Source organism: Methylobacter marinus A45, from assembly GCF_000383855.1.
Classification (GTDB): Bacteria; Pseudomonadota; Gammaproteobacteria; order Methylococcales; family Methylomonadaceae; genus Methylobacter; species Methylobacter marinus.
Window position 1 is genome coordinate 2705467 of sequence record NZ_KB912877.1, and the last position, 20453, is coordinate 2725919.

Here is a 20453-nt window from a genome sequence, read left to right on the forward strand (position 1 = left end):
CTGATGCCTTCTCTTATTGATTTGTCGTATCGTAGGACAGCCATTCCCTGGCCTTGGCGGTAATTGCCGTTACAGCCGGGTGGGAGACTTTTCGCTGCATTGAGATGGCATAAAATTGAACGGTTAAGTCTTCTGCGTCGCCAATGGATCGCACTTCGTATTTCTTTTCGATTTCCGCCTTAATCGCGGTCGGCGCGGCAAAAATACCGATGCCGGCCTGGCCAAATTCCTCCATCAGCGCACTGTCATCAAATTCTCCGATAATGCGAGGGTGAATATGCCATCTATCAAACCATTGCTGGAGTTGACCTCTTATTCCACTGGCGTCGCCCGGCAATAACAGCGGGGCATTATCGAGGCAGTTCGGAAAAGACTGTGCGAAAGTGTCTACCAGCTTCGGCGCGGCGAAAAATGTCAGCGCCGATTCGCCCAGCGGCCGGCTAAAGCCACGAATATGGATGTCCGCAGGGATTTGGCTGTCCGATATGACCAGATCCAGTTTGTGCAGAACCAGATCGCCCAATAGCGAGTTGAGATCATTTTCCCTGCAATTGATGCGTACCGGGGCGGGTATGTGCAAGGCCGGTTCCAGCAAGCGATAAGCAATGGATTTAGGCACGACATCGGCAATGCCTACGTTGAATGTCAATATCGGCTCGATAGGACGATCGTAAACCACGCTTTCCAATTCACAGCCTAGCGAGAAGATTTCATCGGCATAAGCTAACACTCTATGGCCGGTATCGGTGAGTTCGAGGTGACGACCTACCCGATCAAATAACGCCACACCCAGAGATTCTTCCAGTAAGCTCAGTTGTCCGCTAATGGTTTGAGGCGTCAGATTTAAACGTTCACTGGCCCGGACAATGCTTTTTTCCTTGGCGACCATCCAAAAGTAATGGAGATGCTTGTAGTTAATCATAGATATTGCTCAGTTCATGCTCTGATTGCGGTCAATTAGAACATGATCACTGATGAAATCATACATGGATGATTTTTTTATTCCGCTCACGCGATGCCGTGATGGATATTTGCTTCTTTAAAAAGCGAAAAAGTTCGATTAATCCGATCAATTAATAAAAAATATCCGACTTTTTATTTAATACAAGACACGGTAATTTAAAAGCTCATCTGGTAATACTCAATCAGGAGTGCAGTATGCAAATTGATATTCAAGCTCGAAATTTTTCTTTGACCGAAGCATTACAGCGTTATGTCATTAAGCGTATCAACAGTGCTTTAACCAGCAGTAATGATTCTGTTCAGCGTATCATCGTGCGCCTTTCCAATGCCAATGGACCCAAAGGCGGCGCCGATAAACGCTGCCATATTCAAGTAGTGATACCCCACCAATCAGATGTAATTATTGATGATGTTGAGGCCAATATGTATGCGGCTGTTGACAATGCGACCGATCGAGCCGGACGCACGGTCACGCGTCATGTAGCCAAGCATCGAAAATTCAAACGTGTATTCAATTCAGCCAATGCGGTTACGGCTGAAATTTAATACCCGCCTGTCCTGCTTTCAACCTCAATACTGACAACGCGCCCTCTCCATTCGGGAGAGGGCCATTGACAATGCCGCGGTTAAGTACAAAATTTAATCAAACTTTGGCATTCCAGCTCAATCCAACGAATTAATTATTGGTCAAATTTCAGTGGTTAATTGATAGTTTTCGCCCGAATCGCTTCGTTAATACCATTTTCTGACTGAGGGAGAAACAATGAGTTATTTAGCCAACGCCCGAATATGGCGGATGATTCTGCCATTGGTCTTATGTTTGATGAGTCTGGACAGTTGGGCCGGGCAACGTATCGCCATTCTGGATTTCGAGCTGAAAGATCTGACCCTGGCCCCCGGCATTCCTGCGGAAATCCAACGCACAGCCAGCATAAGAGCCATGCTGGAAAACGAACTGAAAAAAGCCGGCTATGAAGTCGTGACGGTCCGATCTGAGGCCCAGCGGAATGCTGATGTTGGTGTCGGTTATCTTTTCGATCATGACGATGTGGCGGCCGAACTGGCCAAGCCAACCGGCGCCGATTATGTGCTGGTCGGGCGCCTGCACAAACCCAGCTTTCTGTTTGCTTATCTTATGGCTCACTTAATTGACGTGCATACTGGCCGGTTGATAGGCAATTACATTTCCGAAATTAAGGGCAATGATAAAAAACTTACCTTGAAAGGCGTGGAAAGTCTGGCTGTTAAAATCGACAAAACGCTAAAAAACAACTAAACAAGGCTTGAAACTGGCGGTTAATTTCCATTGAAACTGTTTTTTGTCATACCGACTTATTTGTTTTTGCTAAACTATTCTTTTTATAGCCACTATATGCCATATAGTTTGGCCCTATAACACAATAATAGCAGAGACAACTATGCCGGTTATATTAAGCGAACTAGCCGATTTTTGCGGAGCCCGGATTGATGGGGGAGACGCATCAGTATTAATTCACGCCGCGGCGGATATCATGACCGCGCAAAGCGGACAAGTCACCCAGCTGACAAATAGCCGGTATGCCGCTCATATCAAGAATTCGACGGCTTCCGCCTGTTTTATCGCAGAAGGTTTCACGGTTGAAAACGTTCCGCCAGGCATGGCGTTACTGGTTTGCGCCGATCCGGAGATCAGCTTTATTAAAGCCGTCGAGATGTTGCATCCGGCCAGGGTTTATCGCCGGAAAATTTCGCCCCAGGCCGTCCTTGAGGACAATGTTGTCTTAGGCAACGAACTGTATATCGGACCGTATGCGGTGATTGGCGAAAATGCGAGTATCGGTGATGGCAGCGACATACTGGCCGGCGTCTATATCGGGAATAATGCCAAGATAGGTAAAAACTGCCGCATTCATCCCTATGCCGTCATCTATGATAATGTGGAAATCGGCGACAACGTCATCATTCATTCCGGTGCGGTTATCGGCGCTGAGGGATTCGGATATAAATTTCGCAATGGTGCGCATGTTAAAGTGCCGCAGGTCGGCAATGTCGTTATTGCGGATAACGTCGAGATCGGCGCTAACACCTGTATCGACAGGGGCGCGCTGGGTAGTACGGTGATCGGATCAGGCAGCAAAATAGATAACCTGGTACAGGTCGGACATAACAATAAAGTCGGCGAACACGTGATCATGTGCGGTCAAACAGGCGTATCAGGTTCTTGCACGATTGAGGATTATGCCATCCTGGCCGGTAGTGCCGGCGTTGCCGATCATGTCACGATCGGTCGCGGCGCGGTAGTCATGGCGCGTTCGGGGATAGCCGGCGATGTCAAGCCGGGCGCTCAAGTATTCGGCAGTCCTGCCAAGGACAAGAAAATCGCCTATAAAGAGCAAGTGGCCATCAGTAAATTGCCGGAACTGTTGAAAAAAGTGAAAATTCTGGAAGAGAAGCTCAGTCTTCTTCTTGATAAAGATGTGTAGCCGATATGGCTAATCAGTAAATTCGGTAGTTGCTTGTCGTGAGATCGCTGAACTAGCGTTGTTGGAATGGTGGCTTGAAAATGCGCTTTAGTGTTTCTAAAAAGCGGCCAGGAAAAGCATCAGTGATGACAGGGAATTAAAAAATGTTAAACAACCCCCCCGCATATGTCTGCGAGGGGGTAGCAGTATCTTATTCTACAGCTTTATTTTTTGTCGCTTTTCTTGCTTCAATAGCTTGAAAAGTTTCTTGTTGAAGTTCAGCTACTGCGCCGCTTTTCAAATGCTCGGTTTCTCTGCCTTTGAGCATGACAACTAATATGATAGTCGCGACGATGATTCCGCCGATGTACAGCCAGAAATTATCTCTTTCTTGTTCTTCAGCCATTTTTAAATCCTCATATAGTTATTGTAGTAATGTTTTTGTCCCCTCTCCTCAAAGGGGCAACTCAACAATTAATAATCATTGAGCCGATCGTCGAAATATTTTTGTAAACGACGGGTTAATTTTTATCACGAGATAAGGTGTTGTGTCAAAACTAAAATAAATTTATCTTGACTGTCGTGTTTTTTGTTTTGAATAAAGCTCTTATTTATTGCCTTATTTTTCAAAGTTATATTTATAAGTTATTGATAATTAAATAACTTATAATTTTATTGCGAAGCATGCATAGCGACAGCGTAATGTGTTTTTAGGCGAGGGCTGCTGATCAGTTAAGGTAGAGCAAGTTAAAGAAATCACATTGACGAGGTTGAAGGAAGGTCAAATGTTTGAAATTTCCGGACCGGAACATCGATTGAAGAAAGCCGAATACGATAAGCAAGTGCTGGAATTGAGAACGCATTTGCTGACGGCGCAGCGGAAACTCCGATCGGCGGATTTTTCTGTCATTATCCTTGTATCAGGCGTTGATGGAGGCGGCAAGGGCGAAATAATCAATCTTCTGAACGAGTGGATGGATTCGCGCTATATACAAACTAATGCTTTCGACGAACCTAGCGATGAAGAGAAGGAGCGGCCCAAGTTCTGGCGCTTCTGGCGCACATTGCCGGCAAAAGGCACCATTGGCATTTATATAGGCTCCTGGTACAGCGAGCCGATATCGCAGCGTGTCCGCCAGGAAATCACGAATGATCAACTGCACGTTGAATTAACGCACATCAAGCAATTCGAGCAACTGTTAACCGATGATGGCGTCTTGATCATTAAATGCTGGTTGCACTTAAACAAGGATGAGCAGCAAAAACGGCTGAAAAAGCTCGAAAAAAATCCGCAAACCAGTTGGCGGGTAAGCGACCGCGATAAAAAACATCTGAAAACGTATGATGATTTTATCCGTGTGGCTGAACGCACATTATTCGAAACCAGTACCGCCGCCGCGTGCTGGCGGATTATCGACGGTACGGATAGACGCTACAGCTGTCTATCCGTAGGCCGTCATGTGCTGGACAGCATTGGCCGGCATATCGAAAGGAGAACTGCCGGCCAAGGTGTCGTCGAACCCGTAAATACTCCCGGTATCATCGATATTCCGCGGGACAGTGTGCTGGCCAGGCTCGACCTGTCGCTTAAACTGAGCAAAAAAACCTATGATGAACAATTGAGTTTTTATCAAGGCGAACTTAGCCGGCTGACCAGGCTGGCGCACCAGAAAAAATGCTCCAGTATCTTAGTCTTCGAGGGCTGGGATGCCAGCGGCAAGGGGGGAGGCATCAGGCGCTTGATCCATGCGCTTGATGCGAGGCATTACCGCGTGATTTCCGTGGCCGCACCCACCGATGAAGAGCGCTCCCGGCATTACCTGTGGCGGTTCTGGCGCCATATTCCGCGCGCCGGCAAGATCACTATCTATGACAGGAGCTGGTATGGACGTGTGCTGGTTGAACGTGTTGAAGGCTTTGCGGCGGAACATGAATGGCGGCGAGGCTTTTCGGAAATAGTCAATTTTGAGGAAGAATTAATGCGCGCCGGTATCATTATCCTGAAATTCTGGCTGCATATTGACCAGGATGAGCAATTGAGACGTTTTCGTGAGCGCGAACGGATCATTTATAAGCAACATAAGATAACCGAAGAAGATTACCGCAACCGTGAAAAATGGGCCGACTATGAATTGGCAGTCAATGACATGATAACCCGCACCAGTACCGAGGCTGCTCCCTGGATATTGGTTGAAGGCAATGATAAAAAATATGCCCGTATTAAAGTATTAAAAAGCTATTGCGAGAAATTGGAATCGATTTTCGACTGATTAATATATATTTTTTAATAATGTAAGTTTAAGAATTGATAGTGACTATTCAGTTCTAATTGGCCATATTATATTTGTCTGTAATTCTAATATTCCCCAATTCAAATAATTCAGTGAGAGTGCCGGATTGTTTCGATAATGGTAACTTGTAACTAATTGATTAGTAAATGCATAAAAAAACTTATCGCTCCTAAGCAAGAGCTAAGGTTCATCAAATAAGCTAATCGGGAACACGGCGTTTAGCGTGTCAATTAAGTACTTCCATTTGATCCAATAATCGTCTTCTTTGAAATCGTGCACAAATTAGCTCCCTTTAGGTTTCTATGTGCTTTTGAATTGGACGGCATTTAAAAACAAGCATTGATGATGTATAGCAGCAATTTTAAATATTAATTACAAGCTCTTGTTAAATATTAATTAAATTTCACTCGACTACTGTTTTAAATAAATTTAAATAGCTGCTAAAAATGTAAGGTATATATATGCATAAATTAAATTTAGCGTTTTCAGGATTGGTCTTGGCCGGTTTGTCAGGACCGGCATTCAGCTTGCCGGCTTTTCCGGGAGCGGAGGGGTTCGGGACGGAAACACCGGGCGGGCGCGGCGGCAAGGTGATCGAAGTCACCAACCTGAACGACAGCGGTCCTGGAAGCCTGCGCGCCGCATTGACGGCGTCCGGCCCGCGTATTGTCGTTTTTAAGGTGGCCGGTACTATAGAGCTGTCATCACGGATTGAGGTGGAGGAACCCTATTTGACAGTAGCCGGGCAGACAGCCCCCGGCGATGGCATCACAATCAAGAATCATGAGTCCAACGGCAAAGGGCCGATGCGGATAAGCACGCACGACGTGGTGCTGCGTTATCTCAGAATCCGTTCCTCCCCCAGTCCGAATGACGGCGGAACACTGGATGCAATGACCATGTACCCGGGGCCATATAACGTCGTCGTGGACCATTGCTCTTTCTCGTGGGGAACGGACGAAGTATTTCAAACGGGCGGAGCGCATGACTTTACGATCCAGTGGAGTATTGTCGCGGAAGGATTGAGAAACGCCACCCATCCGGAAGGCGATCATAGCAAGGGCATGCATTTCAGGGACGCCAACTCCGACAATATCTCCGCGCACCACAATCTGCTGGCGCATAACGAGGACCGCAATCCCAATGTCAATTCGTCCGGGACTGTGGATCTGGTCAACAATGTCTTCTACAACGCTACGCGCTGGACCGAGATCAAGGACAAGTTCGGCGAACCGAAAGCCAACATTGTCAACAACTATTACAAAATGGGGCCGAGCAGCGGCAGCAAGGGCTATGAAGTCTTTTACTACGACAGCACCGGCCGGCAGCCCAGAGTCTACGTCAGCGGCAACATCGGCTTTCACCGGCCGACGAACGATCTGCCGGATGCAGAGATCGTGCGCGAGGACAGCCGCTGGATGATCGTGAACAGCCGCTTCCCGGCGCCGGCGGTAACGACTTTCCCGGCAAACGAAGCGTTTACCAAGGTGCTGGATGGCGTCGGCGCCACCTTGCCGGTGCGGGATGCCCATGACGCCAGCATCGTTGACGATGTGCGCAACGGCACCGGCAGTCTTATCGATGACCCGTCCGAGGTGGGCGGCTGGCTGGTCATGGCGCCCGGAACACCGCTGCCCGACGACGATAAGGACGGGATGCCCAACGAGTGGGAACAGGCGAACGGTTTAAATGCCTCGAACGCGGCGGATGGTTCGCAAGATGCCGATAATGACGGTTACACCAACGTCGAAGAGTATTTGAACGGAACCGATCCACGGGTTGCAGGCGGTGATGTCATTGATCCACCGCCTTCAACCGGACCAGGGACAGATGGGCCGGAAGATCCGGAAGAGCCGATAATCGATTCCGGAACGGGGGGCGGCGAGGATAACACGGGGTCGGATACGCTGACTTTTGCGCCTGTCGCCGATGCAACGATCATGGCCGATTCGCCTGATACCAATTACGGCAGCGAGGACAAGCTGGAGGTCGATAAGAGTTCCATGGCGCATGCCCTCATCAAGTTCGCGGTTTCAGGTATCGGATCGGACCAGGTTGCCAGCGCCAAGCTGCGATTGCACAACTCCAATTCATCAAAAACTGGCGGGGATTTTTATCCGGTCGCCGACAATTCCTGGTCCGAGCAAAGTGTCACCTGGAACAATGCGCCACCGACCGATCAGGGCAAGATCGCATCGCTGGGCGCGGTCACCAAGGGCAATTGGTATGAAGTGGATGTCACCTCGTTAATCAAGGGAGATGGCGAATACAGCCTGAGCATGCAGTCGACCTCAAGTGATGGCGCCGATTACAGATCGAAAGAAAGGTCGGGATTTGCACCACAGTTGATCGTTACGGTGAAGTAAGGATGCGTTAATAACTTCCCTGAATCGTGATGAATAAATAATACCTTTGTGGGGACGACCTGAGTCGCCCTGGGCGAATACCCTAAAGGGCACAAGTACCCAAAGGGCATAAATAAATTCGCCCCTACATAACGGTTAATTGCATCCGTAAACCGGGAAATTATTTACGGCCAAATCCTAAGTAATGGGCATGAAATAAATCAGGGAATTGTAGGTGCGAATTCATTCGCACATTTGGGGAAGTTATTTTATGCGCGTTCCTAAACGGCTAAAGCCCCTCCTGGAAACGGGAGGGATTTCAACAAGACGCAGCCATGACCAGCATTGATACTGGCTATGGTTGTATCAGCAAAGGGGCCCCAAGGGCCCCTTTTTTATGAAACATGGATACGGCTGGAGCGGTCACCCTCAATCGGTCGTATATTCGACATGCAACAGCGGCGCGGCGGATGGTACGCCATCGAAGGCTTCCGCAACACGCTCGCCGCTGCCGGTAATGATCACCGCCAGCGAATTGCCGCTCGACCAGCCGGCGCGATTGACAATTTCCTGAATCACGGCGGCGATATTCGGCGTCCGCTGGTCAGGGCCGGCGACATTCTTTGTCGGCCATGCCGCCGGACTCCAGGATACCGAAGCGCCCGTTTTGGGTCGTGAGGAAATATTGCCGGTTGCTGTGGTAAACGTGGGGGCATTGTCGATAGCCTGACCCGCAATTTGCAGCGTGGTGGCGCCTGATTCCGCTTCATCGACCGTGAACTGGATGAAAGCACTGGTAATCGTCGCTCCCTGTGGAATCGTAATGGCGTTAAAACGCATACCCACGGTTTGGTTGCCATCTGAGTCGAGTATCATCTCAAGATCGGAGCTTTTCAAATCCATCTTGCCGGTAGAAATGATTTCTTCGGCGTCATCGGTACTGGCTGAGACGCGGATGTCCAGCGAGCCGCTGCCGCCGCCTCCGCCGCCCGTTGAATTGTCCACGGTGACGGTGACTGCATCGGATGTACGTGTATTCCCGGCGGCATCCCTCGCCACGGCGGTCAAGCTGTGGCTGCCGTTGGCTACCGCCGTCGTATCCCAGGCGATGGAATAGGGCGAACTGGTATCCTCGGCACCTAAATTGACGCCGTCCAGTCTGAATTGCACGCCCACGACGCCGACATTATCCGAGGCATTGGCCGAAACGGTAACCGTGCCGAGCACCGTGGCGCCATTCGTAGGAGCTGTCAGGCTCACGGTAGGCGCTGTCGTATCATCGCTGCCGCCGCCGCCACCGCCCGATGCCGTGCGCGTCAGATCGATGCCATTGACCACCGCTCCGGACGGCAGTCCGCTGCCTATGCCATTCCAGACAAATGCATAGTTGCAGGCCGTATTGCTGCCGGTTGAACTTGGACTGCATTGGAAAATATCGGCGCCGCCGCCGTTGGCGCCGGTGACAGAGAACGTACCCAGCGTGGTCAGATAAATGTCGCCGTTATCGTCGATCGCGACGCCGTTCACATCCTCGCTGCTGCTTTGGCTGAGTTCCACATCCGAACCGTCGAAATACAGAGCCCAGGTGCCGCTTGTGGCTTCACCCAGGGACGTGGGTGTGAAAGCGAGCATATCTTCGTCGTTAGCGCCGGAAACGCCTGTGACTGTCGGGTTGCCAGTGGTGCTGATGAGCAGACGTCCATCCGGGGCAAATCCAATGGCGTCAACGTCCTCGTCGCTAGCGGTCAGTTCCACGTCGGAGCCGTCGAAATACCATTCGAAGCTGCCCGCCGTGTTAGTGCCCAGTGAGGTCGGGATAAAACGCACGATGTCGGAGTCATCAACGGTGCCCACGTTCGGTATCGCGAGGCCGTCAGCCGCGAAGCTGAGCAGAATGCTGCCGTCCGGCATAATGTGGAAGGCATCGACTTCCACGCCGCTGGCGCCAAGGCCCACATCGGAGCCGTCGAAATACAGTGACCAGGTGCCGTTGGCCGTGTCGTAGGCGAGGATGTCCTCGTCTCCAAATGCTATGCCATTCACAGTGCCACTGCTGACAGTGGAAACGTAGATGGCGGCGAAAGGCGCCGGCTGGGACTGGACGTTGATTTGCACGTCATCGCTGCCCGAAAGCTGCGAATCGCTGGCCGTCAGGCGCAGCACATAAACGCCGGGACTGGAAAAACTCGCCGTGGTATCGACCGCGCTGGCATTGCCGAAAGTCACCGTGCCCGGGCCGCTGACCTTACTCCAGGTGGTAGTGACCTGGCCGGGAGGATTGGGCAGCCCGTCATCCGCCACTGTGCCGTCGAGCAGGGCATCGGCCGATGCGCTGATGAACTGATCCGGGCCGGCCGCGACAGTAGGCGCCTGATTGCCCGGCTGTGCGCCAGTCGGGATTGAAAACTGATAAACCTTGCCGTCGTTTTCATTCGGGTTCGAATCATTATCGATACCACGGTCGGCGACATAGACATGCGTTGTATTATCCCCGGAGATATTTTTCGATACCGCCGCGAGCCCGGCGGGTTTTACGGGACTGGCGGCGTCGATGCCTATCGTCCGCACCAGCGTGCCCGACGTAGTCAGATAAGCCAATTCTTCCTTGGGCTTGCCGACGATATAGAGGTGCCCCGGATTGTCCGGGTCGTATTCGCCGCCTTCGGGATCGGTCACGCCCAGTGATGAGGTATCGAAATGCGTACAGGTTTCTCCCGAGCCGTTAAAAAGCCCGTCTGGTCCCGGCGTAACCTTGTAGACTTCCGCATTTACGCCATCGATGATGAACAGCGTGCCTTCTCCGTAAGCAATGCCTTCGGGGTCGCTGCTATCGCAGAGCGTGCGGGTTGAAAACGAGGTCCGGCTATCGTCGCTGGTGAACAGTTGCCCATCCGGCCCCGGATTGATATCGTAGACTGCTTTATCGTCGTCGGAGGAGATGAGCAGGTGGCCGTTGTCCGTGTTGAAGGCGCAGCCCACCGGTTCTTCCGAGTAGGCGAGCGTGTTCGAGGTGCCTTGCAGAGCGCCCGTGCGGGTCATCTCGAACAGGTTGGCGCCGTCATAGATATTCATTTCATTGACTTCGCCGTCACAGATCAGCAATCTGTCGATATCGCTGAGATAGGCAATGCCGCTAGGGTCCGGGCTGGGCGGATTGAATGCCGAGGTATCGATGATCCGGATCAGCGAGCCCGTGATATCCGCGGCAAGCGCGGGATGCTGGCCGGCCAGGAGCAGAGCACCCAGCGCGGAAAGTTTGAACAGGGTTTTTCGATTGGTCATTGGAATGTCCTCTTGAAGAAAAGTGATGACTGAAACTTCGCAAACATCAAACTTCCGCCGCCGGTCTAAAAAGGTCCGGGCAGTTCCCATTCGCTGACTTCGCCTTTAGGCCCCTTGGCCGTCACCAGATACAGATGGCAGATGGACGGGTGATCGGTGCGATCCAGGCTCGGCCCGAACACCATGCCCTGGGGCGTGCCGATATTTAACCCGGAGAGATCCAGGCTGGCCGCCAGTTCGCCCTCCAGCGTCAATTTGTACAGTTTCCGCCGCTCGGCGCTCAACGCATACAGATGGCCGTCCTCGGGATTGAAGGCGAGGCCGCGCAGATCCCCCAGTTCACCCGGCAGCGCGATCGGCGTCACCTCGGCGCCGGCAAATTCGCGTCCCGGTTTCGGCTGGATGCTGACCAGGCGGGGCCCGGCGCCATCCAGAACGAACAGCCGGCCGGTGGCCGGTTCCAGCGTCATGCCCTGGGGATCGGCGATGCCGAAGCCCTGCGCGTCCAGGCGCTTGATTTTGTCGGGATTCATCCTATTGCGCGCGCCCGCCTTGACCGCGATCAGCTCGCCGCCGTCGAGCAGGAACAGGCGCGACAGGCCGAAGCCGCTGGCGCCCTGGGACACGCTGTCGAAAGCCAGGTTGATCGGGTCGGCGACCTCGATCGGCCGTTGCGGCATCCCGGCATTTTTACCCAGGCCCGGTTTTGGCGGCGCGACCAGGATGAGGCGGGCGGCGCCTGGCCCCGGGTTGAGACTGAGCAGGGTATTGGCGCCGGGCGGGAAGCCGACGCCCGGAAAGCCCGGATGGCCGGCGCTGAAAAAATCCTCGTCGAATAAATCGTCGGTGTCGACGACCCGGGTAAGCGTGAGCGTGTCGGCCGGACCGGCCGATACGGCTGAAGGGTTTCCCGCCCCGTAAATCAGCAGGGCGCTGAAAAAGAGCGCGGAAAACTTGGTTAAATAGGTTTTTGTCATGCCGTTATTCATTAGCCAGCCTCCTGGATACAAATATGTAGTTTGCTGTTGGGTCTTGGGTTACTAAAAAAAGAATTGCATGTGTCATCAATCACTGACGTTTTTTATGCAACTCATAACATGCTGGGTATTGACGTGGTTATGCCGGAGACAAGTCTAAAAAAACGATACCGTAAATTTAATTCAAGATCTTCCGCATTGAATCGAATCTATCTCGTTTTCAGCCAGATCAGAATAGGTATGACTACTTAAGTATTCGAACCGATTTTTATGCCCAGTTAGAGGCTGTAATATTTCTGTAACATTAACGATAAGTATCGGTGGCAATTTTTGGAATCAAGAGCTCTGCGATAGATGGTGCAAAAAAAACAATAATAAAAAAACAAAATTTTATGAAAGTTTATGCCTACAAATTTGTGAAGCTGGAGGGAATTTCATGCGAACCTTTGTTGCCAATCCTGCGAATATTTATGTGCCTCGGTCTAGCTTTTCCATTGTAACGGGCGTTGTTGCCGGTTTAATTGCATTGGGGGACTGCCTTATATTATTTGGCACGGGTACCACCATTTATTTACTTTATCCGGGCTGGACCCCCGATCACAATCTGATGTACTTTCCGGCCATGGGCATCAATGCCTTGTTTACCTTGGCCTTGTTTTACTTTTCCGATTTATACAAGATTGACTCGATATTCGAAACGCGCAAGCAATTTCCAAAAATTATCATGCTCTGCACCATCTCGTTTCTGGTGTTGGTTGCCGCAGCGTTCGCGCTGAAGATTTCAACCGAGTTCTCCCGAACCTGGGCGTTCTATTGGCTTATTGCCGCCGTATGCGGGATTTATACAGGCCGATTGCTGGCGCGCCAGTTTCTGCTCAAATGGACGCAGACAGGCACATTGACTCGAAATGTTGCTGTCGTGGGTGCCGGTGAACAAGGAAATATGTTAGTCAGACTCTTGAAGGAACAGCAGTATCCCTGGATCAAGGTTATCGGCGTATTTGATGACCGGACCGACCGCTTATCGGAAAGCATGGATGGCCAGCTGATGTCGGGCAATATCGATAACCTGGTAGCGATGGCGCGGGTAAAGCGTATTGACGATATTATCGTCGCATTGCCCTGGGGTGCCGAGGCGCGCATATTGGCGATTCTGCACAAGCTTCAGGTATTGCCCGCGAACATCAGGCTGAGCCCCGATATTCTCGGCTTCAAGTTTCCTTACCACGACTACAGCTATTACAACGGCATCCCGACCTTGAACGTTTTCGACAAGCCGCTATCCGGCTGGGATTACATACTGAAAAGTATTGAAGACAAAGTGCTCACGATTTTCATACTCGTGCTGATAGCGCCCATCCTGATTATTGTTTCGGTGCTGATCAAGCTGGACAGCCCAGGCCCCGTTCTGTTCCGCCAAAAGCGCTACGGATTTAACAATCAGCTGATCGAGGTGCTGAAATTCCGCACCATGTACATCGACAAGCAGGACAACAATGCCTCGCAGCTGACCACGAGGGATGATCCGCGCGTTACCCGGATCGGCCGGTTTCTGCGCCGGACCAGCCTGGATGAGTTGCCGCAGTTTTTTAATGTGCTGACCGGCGAAATGTCGATTGTCGGCCCAAGGCCTCACGCCACTGAGGCCAAGGCGGCGGGAATGCTTTATGAAAACGTGGTTTATCAGTACGCCAGCCGGCACAGGGTAAAGCCGGGCATCACGGGCTGGGCGCAGGTCAATGGCTGGCGCGGCGATACGGATACCGAGGAAAAAATCCTCAAGCGCGTGGAGCACGATATCGCCTATATCAATAACTGGTCGATTACACGCGATCTGAAGATTATTTTGAAAACGGTCCTGGTCGTGCTGATAGGCCAAAATGCCTATTAATGCGCCGGCGGACGAAGGGTCCATATGGGGGGCTTGATGGTTAGTCAACGGGCTCTTTACATTATAAATAACAATAATATCAACGCTCGGTATGAATTATGACCTACCTAGACGAAACAAACGATAACGTATCGGAAGCGCTTGACATGAAAGCCGAAAACACGGTTAAGACGGTTTTTTCGAAAGAGAATGTGAAGTTTGCGGACAGGCCGTCTGAAACTCCCATACTCAAGCTCGTTGACGAACTGTGCAAGACCCTGGCTCGAGAAAACATCTCCTATTGCCACTGGAAGAGCAATAATGCCCTGGACCGTTCGGCCAGCGGCGAGAATGACCTCGACCTGCTTATCGACCGGGCCGATGTGCAGCGCTTTACCGAAATCCTGTATCGGCTTGATTTCAAGGAGGCGCGGCCTAAACCGGACAAGGAACTGCCCGGCGTCCTGAATTATTACGGACACGATACGGGTACCGGCCGGTTTGTGCACATCCATGCTCACTACCAGCTTATTCTGGGCGATGATGCCTCCAAGAACTATCGCCTGCCGATCGAGGGGGCCTATCTGGCATCCGCTGTTCAGGGCGAGCTGTTCAAAGTACCGGGCATCGAGTTCGAACTGATCGTGTTCGTGATCCGCATGATGCTGAAGCATTCAACCTGGGACGCCATGCTGAGCTTCCACGGCAGCCTGTCGAAGTCGGCGCGCCAAGAGCTGGACTACCTGATGGCTCGGGCCGATCGGCAGCGGATGCAGGAAAATTTGAGCCAGTATCTGCCTTTTCTGGATAGCGCCGTATTTGACCGGTGCCTGCAATCGCTGCAACCGGGCGCCTCGCTGATGTCCCGCTATAAAGCCGGAAAACAGCTGCACCGACAGCTTCAGGCGCATGCCCGAAGTTCCAGGCTGTCGGATACCTGTCTGAAAATGTGGCATCGAGGCCTTTGGGGGACGCGTAAGTACCTGCTCAGACGGCCTACCAAAAAATACCTGATCCATGGCGGAGCCATTATCGCCCTGGTTGGCGGCGACGGCGCCGGCAAGTCCACGGCGGTCAATGAATTGCACGGATGGCTTTCGAAACGATTCGCCGCTAAAAAAATCCATTTGGGCAAGCCGCGCTGGGCATTGAGTACTTGGTTCATAAAAGGCGTATTAAAGATCGGGCGCAAGCTGGGGCTGTTCTCCAACCGTAAAGTCCCGGCTCAATCGCAGGGCGACGCGCAGTCGTTGGAACTGCCGGGCTATGGCTGGTTTTTATGGCATGTGGTTACAGCCCGCGACCGCTATCGTACCTATGCCCGGGCGCGGCGGCTTGCCACTAACGGCAGTCTGGTGATCTGCGACCGCTACCCCTTGCCGCAGATCAAGACCATGGATGGGGCGCAAACGAGCCGGTTCCTGCAGGCCGGGAAAAACAAACCGCTGATCAACTTCCTGATCCAATGGGAAACGAAGTATTACCGGCACATTCTGCCGCCTGATTTGCTGATTGTCATGAAAGTGGACCCGGACATCGCCGTTCAACGGCGCGCCGATGAGGACGCCGACTGGATACGCGGCCGCAGTCAGGAAATATGGGGCCTGGATTGGCAGGATGCGCCTGTACAGATTATGGATGCCGGGATGCCGCAAGCGCGGATGCTGGCAGAGCTGAAATCGCTGGTCTGGTCCAGGCTGTAGGTAGGGTCATGTTGATTGACAGCAATGTCTCGAAACGTCCGCCCTTGATTGTTGAAGTAGTGGGGCCGGCGGGCGCGGGAAAAACCACGATCCTGTCGGCCCTTAACCGGCATCGGCAGTCTATTCGCCCGATTTACGGCTTTCGCCGCAAGCGTTACATCCCTTTCTATGCCGGTCATGCGCTTTTATTGCTGCCTTTTCTTATGCGCCGGGGCTTGGCGGGCAAATGGCCAGCCTGGCAAGAGATCAACAGAATGATTCGCCTGAAAGCGATGCATCCGATCGTGAAACGGCTTCTGGCTGAAGACGGTACGGTCACTGTGCTGGACCAGGGGCCGGTCTATACCTTGAGCGTTCTGGCCGGATTTGGTTCCGAGAGCACCAGGGACCCGGCCTTTATCAAGTGGTGGGAACAGGCGCTCAGGGCATGGGCGGATACGCTGGACTTGATTGTCTGGCTCGATGCGCCGGACAGCGTTCTGCTGGAGCGCATTCACACGCGTGAAAAGCAGCACTGCGTCAAGGATAAATCAGACCGGGAGGCGATGGACTTTCTGATGCGGTTCCGAACCGTCTATAAACAAGTCATGGATAAACTGGCCGCGGAGCATCAAGGCCCCGCCTTGCTTTGCTACGATACCAGCCAGCAGTCGCTGGCCCATATTGTAGGCGATACCCTGGCGGCATTGGATATGAATACTGAAAACGGGGGAGGATCATGATGTTAAATGGCCGACGACAAAACCGGTTCGCGGCAATGGGCGGGCTGATCGTTATTTTGGCGGTTTTCATGGCCGGCTCCGGCGGCAGCCCGGCTCGGGCGGCGCGCGCCATACCGGCTTTCCCCGGCGCCGAAGGCTTCGGGGCCTACGCCATTGGCGGCCGTGGCGGGCGCGTGCTCGAAGTGACCAACTTGAACGACAGCGGTCCCGGCAGCCTGCGCGCGGCCCTGGAGGCCGCCGGGGCGAGGATCGTGGTTTTTCGCGTGTCGGGCACCATTGAACTGCTGTCCCGGATCAGGATAGAAAACCCGTTTGTCACGATTGCCGGGCAAACCGCGCCCGGCGGCGGCATCACCCTGAAGAACCACCCCTCCAATATCCGGTCGACGCTGGAGATCAGAACGCACGATGTGGTCGTGCGCCATATCCGCTCCCGGCCCGGACCCAGTGCCGAGCCTTCCGATACGGTCGACGCGCTGACCATTTCCGCCGGACACAATATTATTGTCGATCATTGCTCGCTGTCCTGGGCCACGGACGAAGTCGTCAATACCTGGAACGATGTACACGATATCACCATCCAATGGAGCATCATTTCCGAAGGCCTGCAAAAAAGCACGCATCCCAAAGGCAAACACAGCAAAGGCATGCTGCTGGGCAGCAACGGTGCCCAGCGCATCTCGGTGCATCATAACCTGTTCGCCCACAATTACGACCGCAATCCCGACGTTAATCTGGTCGGCGTGGTTGACGTGGTCAACAATGTTTTCTACAACGCCGCGCGCTGGAGCGAAATCAAGGACAAATACGGGCAGGGGAACCAGCAAATCAACATCGTGAACAACTACTACAAGCCAGGGCCCAGCAGCGGCAATAAAGGCTACGAGGTTTTCTATTACAGCAATACGGGACGCCACCCTGAAGTCTATGTCAAGGGCAACATCGGTTTTCACCGGACCTCCGATGGCCAGCCGCAGGAAGTGATCGTGCGTGAGGACAGCCGCTGGATGATATCGAACAGCCGGTTTCAGGCGCCCCCGATCACCATGGTTTCGGCTGCCGAGGCCTTCGATCTGGTTGTGGCGAATGCCGGCGCTACCGTGCCGATGCGCGATGCCATCGACCGGCGCATTGTTAAGGATGTCAGGCACGGGACCGGCAGGGTCATTAACGATCCGTCAGAGGTCGGGGGCTGGCCTGAACTTGTTTCGGGGATTGCGCCCGCGGACAGCGATCATGACGGCATGCCTGATGAATGGGAGGACAGCCACGGATTGAATAAACAGGATCCCGCCGATGGCGCCACCTATCGAAACGACTCCGGCGAAACCCACCTTGATGAGTATCTCAATGAGCTTGCCGCGATAAGAAACGGAAGCACGCCATATTAAAATGATTTAATTATATTGAAGGTATTGAATATGTATTAAATAGAATTAAATATACGAAATTAATTAACTATATCGGCTGCGATATTGTCAGTGGGCTTTATAATCTATAAGTAGCCGCTGTCCAATATTATTGTATTATTGATTTTTGTGAAAATTTTATAGTTTTATTGGGTTGATAAGTAGTTATACCAATAGTATTAACTTTTGATCTAAAAATATAATTAAAGCATGCTAAAAGTATAGTTGATCAATATTAAATTATATATAACAGTGTTTATTTAATTAAATAAACCGTGAAGTGCCGGGAATGAAAATCAGCAACCAGGCATAAAGATTTTCTGATAAATCCATGACGTAAAGAGGAAGCAAGAATGAGCGCATCAGTTCTGGTTGTAGGGGGGGCAGGATACATCGGGTCTCATATGACTAAACTATTAGTCAATGCCGGTTTAAACGTGACCGTTTTTGATAACCTCTTGCTGGGGCATCGCGACGCCGTCGTGACCGACTCGTTCGTTCAAGGGGATCTGTTAAACAAGGACGACCTGAGACAAGTGTTCCAGCACAGCAAGTTCGACGTGGTCATGCATTTCGCCGCCTTCGCCTATGTCGGCGAGTCGGTGGGCAATCCGCGCAAGTACTACCAGAACAATGTCGTGGGTACGCTGAATCTGCTCGATGCCATGCTCGATGCCGGCCTGGATAAATTCGTCTTCTCCTCCAGCTGCGCGACCTACGGCATTCCCCAGGCAATACCGATTACCGAGGATCAACCTCAAAATCCCATCAATCCCTACGGCAAAACCAAGCTGATGGTCGAGCAGATACTTGAGGATTATGCGCAGGCCTATCAGCTGAACAGTGTTTCCCTGCGTTATTTCAATGCCGCCGGATGCGATCCCGAAGGCGTGCTGGGCGAAAGGCATGATCCTGAAACCCATCTGATTCCGCTGGTTATCAATGAAGCGTTGCGCGTGCAGCAGGGCGGCCATCCGGACGATACCGAACTGTGCGTCTACGGCGACGACTTTGACACGCCGGACGGCACGTGCATTCGCGACTACATTCATGTCAACGACCTGGGGGCCGCGCATCAGGCGGCCATGGAAATGCTGATCCGGGGCGATATCACCGGCGCCCAAGCCTATAACCTCGGCAATGGCCAGGGTTTTTCCGTGAAACAGGTCATTGAAGCATGCCGGCGCGTAACCGGCGTCGATATCCGCTACAAGGTCATTGAGCGGCGCGCGGGAGATCCGCCCCGCCTGATAGGCAGCGCCGCGAAAGCGCAAAGGCATCTGGGCTGGCGGCCCGGAATCACCAAGCTGGACGCGATTCTCGAAACCGCCTGGCGTTGGTTTAGCGCTAGGCAGAAGCGGGAGTTCAGGCCTCTTCGGTAGTCGCGTCGAATCTTTTTTCAACCTGGTACGTAATAGTCGGAAGAGTCATCATGAATATAAAAGATCTAGTTCGAAAACGTGCGCTTGTTACTGGCGGGGCAGGATTTTTAGGTTCGCATCTATGCGAGCGCCTATTAACCGAAGGCTATGACGTGCTCTGCGTCGACAATTTTTATACCGGCAGTAAAAAGAATATCGCCCATCTGCTGGGCAGTCCGCATTTTGAGTTCATGCGCCACGACATTACTTTTCCCCTCTATGTCGAGGTCAACGAAATCTTCAATCTGGCTTGTCCGGCCTCGCCGATCCACTATCAGTTCGATCCGGTCCAGACCACCAAAACCAGCGTCCACGGCGCCATCAACATGCTCGGTCTGGCCAAGCGGGTCAAGGCCAAGATTCTCCAGGCCTCGACCAGCGAGGTTTATGGCGATCCCAAGGTTCACCCGCAACGCGAGGACTACTGGGGCCATTGCAACCCGATCGGCATTCGCGCCTGTTATGACGAGGGCAAGCGCTGCGCCGAAACGCTGTTCTTCGATTATCACCGGCAACACCATTTGCGCATTAAAGTGGCCCGTATTTTCAATACTTACGGCCCCCGTATGCATCCTTCCGACGGCCGGGTGGTCTCCAATTTCATCCTGCAGGCGCTCAAGCATGAGCCCATTACCGTGTATGGCGACGGCAGCCAGACCCGCTCGTTCTGCTATGTCGATGACCTGATCGATGGCATGGTAAGGCTGATGAATACGCCGGACGAGTTGACCGGCCCCATCAACCTCGGCAATCCCAATGAATTCACCATTGTGGAACTCGCGGAAAAGGTGATCGACCTGGTCGGCTCGAAATCGAAAATCATCTTCGAACCGCTGCCCAGCGACGATCCGATACAGCGCAAGCCGGATCTGACGCTTGCAAAGGCGCACCTGGACGACTGGACGCCGAAAATAGACACCAGCGAGGGGCTGAGAAAAACCATTGAATACTTTGATGAATTATTGACCGGCGCCAATCAGTACGACCCTTATGGCGGCAGCTAGCGGTATTTTTTTACGCTTGCAGCAG

At 52.4% G+C, this 20453-nt stretch carries 15 protein-coding genes; 11 read left to right on the plus strand and 4 right to left on the minus strand.

The annotated features are described in order from the left end of the window. Positions 1 to 13: 13 nt before the first annotated feature. On the minus strand, positions 14 to 922 hold the full coding sequence (gene nhaR / locus METMA_RS0112735; RefSeq protein WP_020159480.1) for a transcriptional activator NhaR: 909 nt from the start codon (positions 920 to 922) through the stop codon (positions 14 to 16). 236 nt (positions 923 to 1158) lie between these two features. Between nhaR and METMA_RS0112740 the strand changes: the two genes are divergently transcribed. The 3 genes from METMA_RS0112740 (at position 1159) to lpxD (ending at position 3425) form a co-directional block, all read left to right on the plus strand. Further along, complete coding sequence (locus METMA_RS0112740; protein ID WP_020159481.1) at positions 1159 to 1509, plus strand: HPF/RaiA family ribosome-associated protein; 351 nt, start codon at positions 1159 to 1161, stop codon at positions 1507 to 1509. Positions 1510 to 1726: 217 nt separating this feature from the next. Beyond that, a complete protein-coding gene (locus tag METMA_RS0112745) occupies positions 1727 to 2239 on the plus strand; it encodes a DUF2380 domain-containing protein (protein WP_020159482.1) in 513 nt (170 codons plus the stop codon). 142 nt (positions 2240 to 2381) lie between these two features. Then, positions 2382 to 3425, plus strand: coding sequence for a UDP-3-O-(3-hydroxymyristoyl)glucosamine N-acyltransferase (lpxD, locus tag METMA_RS0112750; protein WP_020159483.1), 1044 nt, complete (start codon positions 2382 to 2384; stop codon positions 3423 to 3425). A 190-nt stretch (positions 3426 to 3615) separates the two neighbouring features. Here lpxD and METMA_RS0112755 read toward each other — a convergent pair whose 3' ends face one another. Continuing rightward, positions 3616 to 3810 carry a hypothetical protein gene (locus METMA_RS0112755; protein WP_020159484.1) on the minus strand — a complete coding sequence of 65 codons (195 nt, stop codon included), beginning with the start codon at positions 3808 to 3810 and terminating at the stop codon, positions 3616 to 3618. A 379-nt stretch (positions 3811 to 4189) separates the two neighbouring features. On the opposite strand from METMA_RS0112755, the gene pap reads away from it, so the two are divergent. After that, positions 4190 to 5674 carry a polyphosphate:AMP phosphotransferase gene (gene pap / locus METMA_RS0112760; protein ID WP_020159485.1) on the plus strand — a complete coding sequence of 495 codons (1485 nt, stop codon included), beginning with the start codon at positions 4190 to 4192 and terminating at the stop codon, positions 5672 to 5674. A 482-nt stretch (positions 5675 to 6156) separates the two neighbouring features. Next, complete coding sequence (locus tag METMA_RS24560) at positions 6157 to 8061, plus strand: CBM96 family carbohydrate-binding protein (protein WP_020159486.1); 1905 nt, start codon at positions 6157 to 6159, stop codon at positions 8059 to 8061. A 408-nt stretch (positions 8062 to 8469) separates the two neighbouring features. Here METMA_RS24560 and METMA_RS0112770 read toward each other — a convergent pair whose 3' ends face one another. Next, a complete protein-coding gene (locus METMA_RS0112770; RefSeq protein WP_020159487.1) occupies positions 8470 to 11322 on the minus strand; it encodes an Ig-like domain-containing protein in 2853 nt (950 codons plus the stop codon). 65 nt (positions 11323 to 11387) lie between these two features. Next, complete coding sequence (locus METMA_RS0112775) at positions 11388 to 12311, minus strand: SdiA-regulated domain-containing protein (RefSeq protein WP_020159488.1); 924 nt, start codon at positions 12309 to 12311, stop codon at positions 11388 to 11390. Positions 12312 to 12735: 424 nt separating this feature from the next. On the opposite strand from METMA_RS0112775, the gene METMA_RS24565 reads away from it, so the two are divergent. From METMA_RS24565 to METMA_RS24575, 6 genes are all read left to right on the plus strand, one after another. Next, positions 12736 to 14190 (plus strand): undecaprenyl-phosphate glucose phosphotransferase, encoded by a 1455-nt coding sequence (locus tag METMA_RS24565; protein ID WP_020159489.1) that lies wholly within the window; start codon positions 12736 to 12738, stop codon positions 14188 to 14190. A gap of 98 nt (positions 14191 to 14288) precedes the next feature. After that, complete coding sequence (locus tag METMA_RS26995) at positions 14289 to 15872, plus strand: nucleoside/nucleotide kinase family protein (protein ID WP_020159490.1); 1584 nt, start codon at positions 14289 to 14291, stop codon at positions 15870 to 15872. An 8-nt stretch (positions 15873 to 15880) separates the two neighbouring features. Continuing rightward, the gene (locus tag METMA_RS0112790) at positions 15881 to 16594 is read left to right on the plus strand and encodes a nucleoside/nucleotide kinase family protein (RefSeq protein ID WP_020159491.1); all 714 of its coding nucleotides are present in this window, start codon (positions 15881 to 15883) and stop codon (positions 16592 to 16594) included. Beyond that, complete coding sequence (locus tag METMA_RS0112795) at positions 16591 to 17985, plus strand: pectate lyase family protein (protein ID WP_051114349.1); 1395 nt, start codon at positions 16591 to 16593, stop codon at positions 17983 to 17985. The genes METMA_RS0112790 and METMA_RS0112795 overlap by 4 nt, the downstream gene beginning before the upstream one ends. Positions 17986 to 18356: 371 nt before the next feature. Beyond that, positions 18357 to 19385, plus strand: coding sequence for a UDP-glucose 4-epimerase GalE (gene galE, locus METMA_RS24570; RefSeq protein ID WP_051114350.1), 1029 nt, complete (start codon positions 18357 to 18359; stop codon positions 19383 to 19385). A gap of 50 nt (positions 19386 to 19435) precedes the next feature. Further along, on the plus strand, positions 19436 to 20428 hold the full coding sequence (locus METMA_RS24575) for a UDP-glucuronic acid decarboxylase family protein (protein ID WP_036254023.1): 993 nt from the start codon (positions 19436 to 19438) through the stop codon (positions 20426 to 20428). Positions 20429 to 20453: the final 25 nt, after the last annotated feature.

Coding starts and splice junctions, on each gene's coding strand:
- nhaR (WP_020159480.1), bottom strand. CDS start 922: ATGATTAACTACAAGCATCTCCATTACTTTTGGATGGTCGCCAAGGAA.
- METMA_RS0112740 (WP_020159481.1), top strand. CDS start 1,159: ATGCAAATTGATATTCAAGCTCGAAATTTTTCTTTGACCGAAGCATTA.
- METMA_RS0112745 (WP_020159482.1), top strand. CDS start 1,727: ATGAGTTATTTAGCCAACGCCCGAATATGGCGGATGATTCTGCCATTG.
- lpxD (WP_020159483.1), top strand. CDS start 2,382: ATGCCGGTTATATTAAGCGAACTAGCCGATTTTTGCGGAGCCCGGATT.
- METMA_RS0112755 (WP_020159484.1), bottom strand. CDS start 3,810: ATGGCTGAAGAACAAGAAAGAGATAATTTCTGGCTGTACATCGGCGGA.
- pap (WP_020159485.1), top strand. CDS start 4,190: ATGTTTGAAATTTCCGGACCGGAACATCGATTGAAGAAAGCCGAATAC.
- METMA_RS24560 (WP_020159486.1), top strand. CDS start 6,157: ATGCATAAATTAAATTTAGCGTTTTCAGGATTGGTCTTGGCCGGTTTG.
- METMA_RS0112770 (WP_020159487.1), bottom strand. CDS start 11,322: ATGACCAATCGAAAAACCCTGTTCAAACTTTCCGCGCTGGGTGCTCTG.
- METMA_RS0112775 (WP_020159488.1), bottom strand. CDS start 12,311: ATGAATAACGGCATGACAAAAACCTATTTAACCAAGTTTTCCGCGCTC.
- METMA_RS24565 (WP_020159489.1), top strand. CDS start 12,736: ATGCGAACCTTTGTTGCCAATCCTGCGAATATTTATGTGCCTCGGTCT.
- METMA_RS26995 (WP_020159490.1), top strand. CDS start 14,289: ATGACCTACCTAGACGAAACAAACGATAACGTATCGGAAGCGCTTGAC.
- METMA_RS0112790 (WP_020159491.1), top strand. CDS start 15,881: ATGTTGATTGACAGCAATGTCTCGAAACGTCCGCCCTTGATTGTTGAA.
- METMA_RS0112795 (WP_051114349.1), top strand. CDS start 16,591: ATGATGTTAAATGGCCGACGACAAAACCGGTTCGCGGCAATGGGCGGG.
- galE (WP_051114350.1), top strand. CDS start 18,357: ATGAGCGCATCAGTTCTGGTTGTAGGGGGGGCAGGATACATCGGGTCT.
- METMA_RS24575 (WP_036254023.1), top strand. CDS start 19,436: ATGAATATAAAAGATCTAGTTCGAAAACGTGCGCTTGTTACTGGCGGG.